The sequence below is a fragment of the Faecalimonas canis genome (assembly GCF_054601575.1).
This window is the reverse complement of the sequence record NZ_BAAHSI010000017.1, coordinates 56714-66654: the sequence shown is the minus strand read 5'-3', so window position 1 is coordinate 66654 and position 9941 is coordinate 56714. Positions and strand designations below refer to the sequence as shown.

Annotated in this window: 7 protein-coding genes and 8 tRNA genes; all 15 read left to right on the top strand. The window is 37.5% G+C overall.

Annotation, left to right across the window (positions count from 1 at the left end; all coding sequences use genetic code 11):
• The first annotated feature begins 32 nt into the window (after positions 1 to 32).
• The 15 genes from ACYPXO_RS05935 (at position 33) to rsmI (ending at position 9904) form a co-directional block, all read left to right on the top strand.
• A tRNA-Asp gene (locus ACYPXO_RS05935) sits at positions 33 to 106 on the top strand.
• A 10-nt stretch (positions 107 to 116) separates the two neighbouring features.
• Positions 117 to 189, top strand: a tRNA-Val gene (locus ACYPXO_RS05930).
• 16 nt (positions 190 to 205) lie between these two features.
• Positions 206 to 278: transfer RNA gene (locus ACYPXO_RS05925), tRNA-Thr, on the top strand.
• Positions 279 to 282: 4 nt separating this feature from the next.
• Positions 283 to 364, top strand: a tRNA-Tyr gene (locus tag ACYPXO_RS05920).
• 16 nt (positions 365 to 380) lie between these two features.
• A tRNA-Met gene (locus ACYPXO_RS05915) sits at positions 381 to 454 on the top strand.
• A gap of 58 nt (positions 455 to 512) precedes the next feature.
• A tRNA-Phe gene (locus ACYPXO_RS05910) sits at positions 513 to 585 on the top strand.
• A gap of 33 nt (positions 586 to 618) precedes the next feature.
• A tRNA-Lys gene (locus ACYPXO_RS05905) sits at positions 619 to 691 on the top strand.
• 207 nt (positions 692 to 898) lie between these two features.
• Positions 899 to 4123 (top strand): carbamoyl-phosphate synthase large subunit, encoded by a 3225-nt coding sequence (carB, locus tag ACYPXO_RS05900; RefSeq protein ID WP_459639701.1) that lies wholly within the window; start codon positions 899 to 901, stop codon positions 4121 to 4123.
• 115 nt (positions 4124 to 4238) lie between these two features.
• A tRNA-Leu gene (locus tag ACYPXO_RS05895) sits at positions 4239 to 4321 on the top strand.
• A gap of 81 nt (positions 4322 to 4402) precedes the next feature.
• Complete coding sequence (locus ACYPXO_RS05890; protein WP_459639700.1) at positions 4403 to 5800, top strand: aminotransferase class I/II-fold pyridoxal phosphate-dependent enzyme; 1398 nt, start codon at positions 4403 to 4405, stop codon at positions 5798 to 5800.
• Positions 5793 to 6377, top strand: a complete 585-nt coding sequence (locus ACYPXO_RS05885; RefSeq protein WP_459639699.1) for a nucleoside/nucleotide kinase family protein — start codon at positions 5793 to 5795, stop codon at positions 6375 to 6377. Before ACYPXO_RS05890 ends, ACYPXO_RS05885 begins: the two co-directional genes overlap by 8 nt.
• Before the next feature lie 42 nt (positions 6378 to 6419).
• Complete coding sequence (gene holB / locus ACYPXO_RS05880) at positions 6420 to 7409, top strand: DNA polymerase III subunit delta' (RefSeq protein WP_459639698.1); 990 nt, start codon at positions 6420 to 6422, stop codon at positions 7407 to 7409.
• Between the two features lie 2 nt (positions 7410 to 7411).
• Positions 7412 to 8323: a PSP1 domain-containing protein gene (locus ACYPXO_RS05875; protein WP_459639697.1), complete on the top strand. Its 912-nt coding sequence runs from the start codon at positions 7412 to 7414 to the stop codon at positions 8321 to 8323.
• On the top strand, positions 8313 to 9053 hold the full coding sequence (locus ACYPXO_RS05870; protein WP_459639696.1) for a tRNA1(Val) (adenine(37)-N6)-methyltransferase: 741 nt from the start codon (positions 8313 to 8315) through the stop codon (positions 9051 to 9053). The genes ACYPXO_RS05875 and ACYPXO_RS05870 overlap by 11 nt, the downstream gene beginning before the upstream one ends.
• A gap of 11 nt (positions 9054 to 9064) precedes the next feature.
• The gene (gene rsmI, locus ACYPXO_RS05865) at positions 9065 to 9904 is read left to right on the top strand and encodes a 16S rRNA (cytidine(1402)-2'-O)-methyltransferase (RefSeq protein ID WP_459639695.1); all 840 of its coding nucleotides are present in this window, start codon (positions 9065 to 9067) and stop codon (positions 9902 to 9904) included.
• Positions 9905 to 9941: the final 37 nt, after the last annotated feature.

Below are 9941 nucleotides of genomic sequence, written 5' to 3'. Positions count from 1 at the left end.
GTGTGTGGTTTTGAAGGTATATATCTTCATATGGCCCGGTGGCTCAGTTGGTTAGAGCGCCGCCCTGTCACGGCGGAGGTCGAGGGTTCGAGTCCCTTCCGGGTCGTTTATATTATGGGATCATAGCTCAGCTGGGAGAGCACCTGCCTTACAAGCAGGGGGTCACAGGTTCGAGCCCTGTTGGTCCCATTTATATAATTAATATGCCGACATGGCTCAATTGGCAGAGCAGCTGATTTGTAATCAGCAGGTTATCGGTTCAAGTCCGATTGTCGGCTTTATGGATGGATTCCCGAGTGGCCAAAGGGGGCAGACTGTAAATCTGTTGGCACCGCCTTCGAAGGTTCGAATCCTTCTCCATCCATTAAATTAGATAATGACGCGGGGTGGAGCAGTCTGGAAGCTCGTCGGGCTCATAACCCGAAGGTCGTAGGTTCAAATCCTGCCCCCGCAATTTCAACTTATTGACAAAATGCCAATAAGGTTTTTATTGCCAAGGGGATATAAGTTAAGCCCAGATAGCTCAGTCGGTAGAGCAGAGGACTGAAAATCCTCGTGTCGCTGGTTCGATTCCGGCTCTGGGCATTCTACAGCGATGTAGTATAAATCATATAATATGGAGCATTAGCTCAGTCGGTAGAGCACTTGACTTTTAATCAAGTTGTCCGGGGTTCGAATCCCCGATGCTTCACTTTAAGAACAGATAAATCTGTTCTTTTTTTGTTATGATGAAGAAAAATTTATTTGATAGGATATTAATATATGCGTAAAATATGAAGAAAAAGATAAAGTATAAAAAATAATACAAAAAAGATAAAAAATGGGATTGCTATTCTATCTTTTTTTCTGTATAATAATTGGCAATGGAAAAAACAACGAGGAAACAGGAGGAGTTACAATGTCACAGAGAAAAGATATTCACAAAGTACTTATTATTGGTTCTGGCCCTATTATTATTGGACAGGCGTGTGAATTTGACTATTCAGGGACACAGGCGTGTAAAGCTCTTAAGAGTTTAGGATATGAAATTGTATTAGTTAATTCTAATCCGGCGACAATTATGACAGACCCGGAAACTGCTGACGTTACTTATATTGAACCTCTCAATGTAGAGAGATTAGAGCAAATTATTGCTAAAGAAAGACCAGATGCACTATTACCAAATTTAGGTGGACAATCGGGTCTTAATTTATGTTCAGAATTAGCACAGGCAGGAATTTTGGAAAAATATAATGTAGAAGTAATCGGTGTTCAGGTTGATGCAATTGAAAGAGGTGAAGACCGAATTGAATTTAAAAAGACAATGGACAGTCTTGGAATTGAGATGGCAAGAAGTGAAGTTGCTTATTCAGTAGATGAAGCTCTTGCAATTGCAGAAGAACTTGGTTATCCGGTTGTACTTAGACCAGCATATACAATGGGTGGAGCCGGCGGCGGACTTGTTTATAATAAAGAAGAATTAAAAACAGTTTGTGCAAGAGGGCTTCAGGCAAGTTTAGTAGGACAGGTACTTGTTGAGGAATCTATTTTAGGATGGGAAGAATTAGAACTTGAAGTAGTTCGTGATTCAGAAGGCAATATGATTACAGTATGTTTCATTGAGAATATTGACCCTCTTGGAGTACATACAGGTGATTCATTCTGTTCAGCGCCTATGCTTACAATCTCAGAAGAAGTACAGCAGCGTTTACAGGAAAAATCTCATAAAGTTGTAGATTCAGTTCAAGTAATCGGCGGATGTAACGTACAGTGGGCTCATGACCCTAAAACAGATAGAGATATTATTATTGAAATCAACCCAAGAACATCACGTTCATCAGCGCTTGCATCAAAAGCAACAGGTTTCCCTATTGCACTTGTATCAGCAATGTTGGCAACAGGACTTACTTTGAAAGATATTCCATGTGGAAAATATGGAACATTGGATAAATATGTTCCGAATGGAGATTACATTGTAATTAAATTTGCTCGTTGGGCATTTGAAAAATTCAAAGGTGTAGAAGATAAATTAGGTACTCAGATGCGCGCTGTAGGTGAAGTAATGAGTATCGGAAAAACATATAAAGAAGCATTGCAGAAAGCAATCAGAAGTTTGGAAACAGGACGTTACGGACTTGGACATGCAAAAGATTTTGATACAAAATCAAAAGATGAACTTCTTAAAATGTTGGTAACACCTACAAGTGAACGTCATTTTATCATGTATGAGGCGTTGAGAAAAGGTGCTACAATCGAAGAAATCCATGAAAGAACAAAAGTAAAAGCATATTTCATTGAGCAGATGCGAGAATTGGTTGAGGAAGAAGAAGAACTTTTGAAATCAAAAGGACATTTACCTTCTGACGAAGCGTTGATTACAGCGAAAAAAGACGGTTTTTCTGATAAATATTTAAGTCAGTTATTAGATGTAGAAGAAGCCGAAATTAGAGAAAAGAGAATTGAACTCGGTGTTGAGGAAGCATGGGAAGGTGTTCATGTAAGCGGAACAGAAGATAGCGCATACTATTACTCAACATACAATGCAGAAGACAAAAATCCAATCCGTGAGGACAAACCAAAAGTAATGATTTTGGGCGGAGGTCCTAACAGAATCGGACAGGGTATTGAGTTTGATTATTGCTGTGTACACGCATCTCTTGCATTGAAAAAATTAGGATTTGAAACAATTATTGTAAACTGTAATCCTGAAACAGTTTCAACAGATTATGATACATCTGATAAATTATATTTTGAACCACTTACATTGGAGGATGTACTCAGTATTTATAAAAAAGAGAAACCGGTAGGGGTTATCGCTCAGTTTGGTGGACAGACACCGCTTAACCTTGCAGCAGACTTAGAGAAAAACGGAGTGAAAATTCTTGGAACAGCACCATCTGTAATTGATCTTGCTGAGGATAGAGATTTATTCCGTGCCATGATGGAAAAACTAGAAATTCCTATGCCTGAATCAGGAATGGCAGTAAATGTTGAAGAAGCAGTAGAAATTGCAGAGAAAATAGGTTATCCGGTTATGGTTAGACCTTCTTACGTTCTTGGTGGACGTGGAATGGAAGTTGTTTATGACTCAGAAAGTATGGCAGGTTATATGAAAGCGGCTGTAGGTGTTACACCAGATAGACCAATTTTGATTGACCGTTTCTTAAATCATGCTTTAGAATGCGAAGCAGACGCAATCAGTGACGGTGAACATGCATTTGTTCCGGCAGTAATGGAACACATTGAATTGGCAGGTGTACATTCAGGGGACTCTGCTTGTATTATTCCGTCTAAACATATTTCGGAAGATAATATTAAGACTATCAAAGAATATACAAGAAAAATTGCAGAAGAAATGCACGTTAAAGGTCTTATGAATATGCAGTATGCAATTGAAAACGGTAAAGTATATGTATTGGAAGCCAATCCAAGAGCATCAAGAACAGTGCCATTAGTTTCAAAAGTATGTAATATAAAAATGGTACCGCTTGCAACTGAAATTATTACTTCTGAGTTGACAGGAAGACCATCACCTGTTCCACAGTTAAAAGAACAGTATATCCCACACTATGGGGTAAAAGAGGCGGTATTCCCATTCAATATGTTCCAAGAGGTAGACCCTGTATTAGGACCTGAAATGCGTTCTACAGGTGAGGTATTAGGATTGTCTTCATTCTACGGTGAAGCATTCTATAAAGCACAGGAAGCAACACAGAAGAAAATTCCATTAGAAGGAACAGTATTAATGTCTGTTAATGATAAAGACAAACCGGAAGTGGTAGAAGTAGCCAAAGATTTTATTGAAGCCGGATTTAAGATTTTAGCATCTAAAAATACTTGCCAGTTAATTAAGGATGCCGGAATGGAAGCAGAAAGAGTATATAAACTCAATGAAGGAAGACCGGATATGTTGGACTTAATCACAAATGGAAAAGTTGATTTGATTATTAATACTCCAATCGGTCAGGACAGACAGGAAGATGATAGTTATCTTCGTAAAGCAGCAATTAAGGCGAAAGTTCCATATATGACAACGATGGCAGCAGCAAGAGCCACTGTCAGTGGAATTAAGTCTATGAAAAAACCGGGTTGTGGAGAAGTGAAATCACTTCAGGAATTACACGCACAGATTAGAGATTTATAGAAATAGTAATTTGGGAGGATATGACTTATAAATAAGTTATATCCTCTCAGTTATACAAAAAATCTAATAATCATTTGACTAAATTCTTAAAAAGCAGTATAATGAAAAATGACTTGCGGAAGTGTCGGAATGGCAGACGAGCTAGATTCAGGTTCTAGTGTGGGTTACTACGTGTGGGTTCAAGTCCCATCTTCCGCATAAAAAGAGCAGAAATACCTTAACGAAAGGCATTCTGCTTTTTTTTATACATAGGATTTCATAGGAAAAGGAGAACAGATAATGCTCTATGAGAAACTGAAAATGTATCAGCAATCTGATTATTATGGATTTCATATGCCGGGACATAAACGAAATGAAGAAAAATTTCCTATCGGTCTTCCTTACGGGATAGACATTACAGAGATAGAAGGATTTGATGATTTACATCATGCGGATAGTATTTTAAAGGAAGCACAGGAAAGGTCAGCACGTTTATATAAAGCGGAAGAAAGTCATTTTCTTGTGAATGGAAGTACAGTTGGTATTTTAAGTTCTATTTTAGGTGTAACTGAGAAAGGCGACAAAATTTTGGTGGCAAGAAATTGCCATAAATCCGTATATCATGCCATTTATATGAATGAACTGGAACCGATATATATTTATCCGAAATATGAAAAGAGTTTACAGATAAATGGAGAAATCAGCTGTAAAGAAATAGAAGAAATTTTAAAAAAGGAAAAAGAAATTAAGGCAGTAGTTATTGTTTCCCCAACATATGACGGAGTACTTTCTGATGTGGAAAATATAGCGAAAACTGTACATAAATATCATATTCCATTAATTGTAGATGAGGCACACGGAGCACATTTTGGATTTCATAAGGCATTTCCGAAAAATGCTAACGAAAAGGGGGCAGATATTGTCATTCATAGTCTACACAAAACATTACCGGCAATGACACAGACTGCACTGATTCATTTGAATGGAAAAATAATTGATAGGGAAAAGGTGCGAAACTATCTTCATATGTTACAGTCGAGCAGTCCTTCATATGTACTTATGGCAAGTATTGATTATTGTATGGAAATGCTGGAAAATCAAAGAAACATACTCTTTGAAGGGTATGTGGAAAAACTAATTACTTTGAGAAAGAATCTTGAAAAATTAAAGCATCTGCAGATAATAAGGACGGAACATTTTGATATATCTAAATTGATTATTTCCGTGAAGGGTACCAACATAACGAGCGGAGAATTAAGTAAAATACTTTTAGAAAAATATCATTTGCAGATGGAAATGACTGCAGGGACATACGTCTTAGCAATGACAACCGTCGGAGATACTGAGGAAGGATTTTCAAGATTAAAAGAAGCATTATTTGAGATAGATGAAACATTAAAGTCAGAGAAAAGAGAAGAGGAAGATTTGGAATTGCCTCACTTACCTTTAGTCTGCAGAAGTGCAGAAGTGCAGAAGTCAGTACAGAGGGATGGTCTTTCTTATATAAAATGGGAAGATGCAGAAGGAAAAATTGCAGGTGAGTATGCTTATGTATATCCGCCGGGAATACCATTTCTTGTTCCGGGAGAGAGGATTACAAATGAGGCAGTACAGTGCCTGAAAAGATACGAAGAATTGCAGTTCACGATAGAGGGAATTGCGGTGGAAAAACATATTGGGGTGTGGAAAAATGGGTAAGATTTTTTATGTTATGGGGAAAAGTTCTTCCGGAAAAGATACAATTTTTAAAAAATTGCAGGAGTATTTACCGGAGTTAAAGACGATTGTTTTATATACGACAAGACCAATTAGAGAAGGGGAAAAAGACGGAGTAGAATATTATTTTGTTGGGGAAAAAGAATTGGAAGCATTTCAGCGGGAAGGTAAAATTATTGAATTGCGTTCATATGATACGGTACATGGGAAATGGAACTATTTTACGGCGGCGGATGATCAGATTAAGTTGGAAATAGACAGTTATATTGTAATAGGAACATTGGTTTCTTACGAAAAGATGAGAGAATATTTTGGAGAGGAAAATCTTGTACCGATTTATATAGAAGTAGAGGATGGGGAACGTCTTTTTAGGGCGTTGGAGCGTGAACGCAGACAGGAAAATCCTAAATATGCGGAACTTTGCAGAAGATTTTTGGCTGACACAGAAGATTTTTCGGAGAAAAACTTAGAAAAACAGGGGATAGATAGAAGATTTTATAATGAAAACGTGGAAAACTGTGTAGATGAAATTGTACTATATATTAAGGGAAAACTATGATATACTAAGGATATATAGTTTCAGGAAAGGAATGGTGGTAACATGAAAGGATTCAAAGATGTAATCGGACATAACGATATTATTCAGTATATTCAGAATGCAGTATCTCAGGATAAAGTGTCACACGCATATATTTTGAACGGAGAAAGAGGTTCGGGAAAGAAGATGCTGGCAGATTTATTTGCCATGACATTGCAGTGTGAAGAACATACACCGAATCCATGTGGTGAGTGCCATTCCTGTAAACAGGCTAAGAGCGGAAATCATCCTGACATTATTCATGTAAAACACGAGAAACCAAATACAATCAGTGTGGATGATATTCGTACACAGGTAAATAACGATATTGTTATAAAACCATATAGCAGTTCATATAAGATTTATATTATTCCAGAGGCAGATTTACTTTCAGTGCAGGCACAGAACGCACTGTTAAAGACGATTGAAGAGCCGCCTGCATATGCAGTTATTTTCTTGCTGACAGAGAATGCGGAAAGTTTACTTCCGACAATTATGTCCAGATGCGTTATGCTTAAACTGAGAAATATTAAAACGACACTTATTAAAAAATATCTTATGGAACAGATGCAGATTCCTGATTATCAGGCAGATATTTGTGCTGCATTTGCACAGGGAAATATGGGACGTGCCATTATGCTTGCGTCTTCTGAGCATTTTAATGAAATTAAAGAAGAGGCATTACAATTGTTAAGACATATCAATGAAATGGAGATTTCTGAGATTGTAATCGCCATTAAGAAGATAGGAACATATAAATTAAGTGTCAATGATTATTTGGATATTATTATGATTTGGTACAGAGATGTGCTGATTTATAAGGCAACAAAAGATGTGAACGGTATCGTGTTTGCCGACCAGTTAAAATATATAAAAGACAGGGCAAATAAGAGTTCTTATGAGGGAATTGAGATTATTTTAGACAGTCTTGAAAAGGCAAAAGCAAGATTAAAGGCAAATGTTAATTTTGATTTAGTTATGGAACTGTTATTGCTGACAATAAAGGAGAACTAGGAATGACAAAAGTGATTGGTGTGAGATTTCGCACGGCAGGTAAAATATATTTCTTTTCGCCGGCAAAACTGAACATTAAAAAAGGTGATAAAGTAATTGTAGAAACGGCAAGAGGCGTTGAATTTGGCAGTGTAGTGACTGATCCGAAAGAAGTGGAAGATGATGAGATTACACAGCCGTTGAAATCGGTAATCAGAGTTGCTACAGAGGAAGATAAACGCATAGAGGAGAGAAATAAGGAAAAGGAAAAAGAAGCCTTTGAAATCTGTTTGGAAAAAATCCGCAAACACGGATTAGAAATGAAATTGATTGATGCAGAATATACATTTGATAATAATAAGGTATTGTTTTATTTTACTGCAGATGGAAGAATTGATTTCAGGGAATTGGTGAAAGATTTGGCAGCAGTTTTCCGTACAAGAATTGAACTTCGTCAAATTGGTGTCCGTGATGAAACAAAAATTCGTGGGGGAATCGGAATTTGTGGCAGACCGCTTTGTTGTCACACATATTTGTCAGAATTTGCTCCGGTTTCCATTAAAATGGCGAAAGAACAGAATTTATCTTTGAACCCGACAAAAATTTCAGGGGTTTGCGGAAGACTAATGTGCTGTCTGACAAATGAAGAGGAAACTTATGAGTATTTGAACAGCCGTTTGCCAGCAATTGGCGATATGGTTACGACAGTAGATGGACTTCGTGGGGAAGTACAGAATTTAAGTGTACTTCGACAGTTAGTGAAAGTGATTGTTACTTTAGATAATGATGAGAAAGAAATCCGTGAATACAAAGTAAGTGAATTAAAATTTAAACCAAGACGTAAGAAAACAGACGTAAGACTTTCAAAAGAGGAAATGCGTGAACTTGCCGCCTTGGAAAAGGGAGAGGGAGCATCGAAGTTAGATGGAGAGTAATTTGAAGCCGGAAGAGCGGTTAGATGATTTACAGGTGAAAGGGTATCAGATTATTCAAAACCCAAGTAAATTTTGTTTTGGAATGGATGCAGTGCTGTTGTCCAACTTTGCAAAAGTAAAAAAGGGAGAAAAAGTACTTGATATAGGAACAGGTACAGGGATTATCCCTATTTTACTGGAAGCAAAGTCAGAAGGGGAATATTTTACGGGACTTGAAATTCAGGAAGAAAGTGCCGATATGGCGAGAAGAAGTGTTGCATATAATCATTTGGAAGACAAAATTGATATTGTGACGGGAGATGTGAAAGAGGCAGTAAACCTGTTTGGTTCTGTCTTTTTTGACGTAATCACAACAAATCCGCCATATATGATAGGAGCTCACGGTTTACAGAATAAAGACAGTGCAAAAGCGATAGCAAGACATGAGATTTTGTGTGATCTGGATGATATTTTGCGGACGAGTGCGAAGTTGCTTCGTTCCGGAGGAAGATTTTATATGGTGCATCGTCCTTTCAGACTGGCAGAAATTTTATCAAAAATGTGTGCTTATAAGATAGAACCGAAACGTATGCGTCTAGTACACCCTTATATTGATAAAGAGCCGAATATGGTTCTGATTGAGGGGAGTAGGGGAGGAAATTCAAGAATGACGGTAGAGCCTCCTTTGATTGTATACAGAGAAAAAAATGTGTATTCAGAAGAGTTACTGGGAGAATACGGGTTAAAGTAAAGGAGTAAAAAATGGCAGGAAAACTATATCTGTGTGCAACGCCGATTGGAAATCTGGAAGATATGACATATAGAGTTATACGGACTTTACAAGAAGTGGATTTAATCGCTGCTGAGGATACAAGGAACAGTATTAAACTGTTAAATCATTTTGAAATTAAAACACCGATGACGAGTTACCACGAGTACAATAAGATTGAAAAAGGAAAAAAACTGGTGGAAAAATTGCAGGCGGGAGTAAATATTGCGTTAATCACAGATGCGGGAACGCCGGGAATATCCGATCCGGGAGAAGAACTGGTGAAAATGTGTTATGAATCGGGAATTGAAGTTACTTCTTTGCCGGGGGCAGCAGCCTGTATTACCGCTCTTACTCTGTCAGGATTATCTACGAGAAGATTTGCATTTGAGGCATTTCTTCCTACTGATAAAAAAGAAAAACAGGAAGTTTTAAAGGAACTGGCAAGTGAAACAAGGACAATGATTTTGTATGAAGCTCCTCATCGTCTTATAAAAACATTAAAAGAATTGTATAATACGGTGGGTAACCGAAAAATTACAGTTTGCCGTGAATTAACAAAGAAACATGAAACCGCTTTTGCTACAACATTAGAAGAAGCAATTTCTTATTATGAAGACAATGAACCGAAAGGGGAATGTGTTCTTGTGTTGGAAGGAAAGAGCCGTACGGAAATACGTGAGGAAGAAATTTCTCGATGGGAAGAGATGAGTGTGGAAGAACATATGGAATATTATATGTCACAGGGGATTGAAAAGAAGGAAGCGATGAAGCGTGTAGCCAAAGACAGAGGGGTAGGCAAAAGAGATATTTATCAGGCGTTATTACAGTAGACAGGCTGATAAAAGTGTGATATGGTATCATACATAA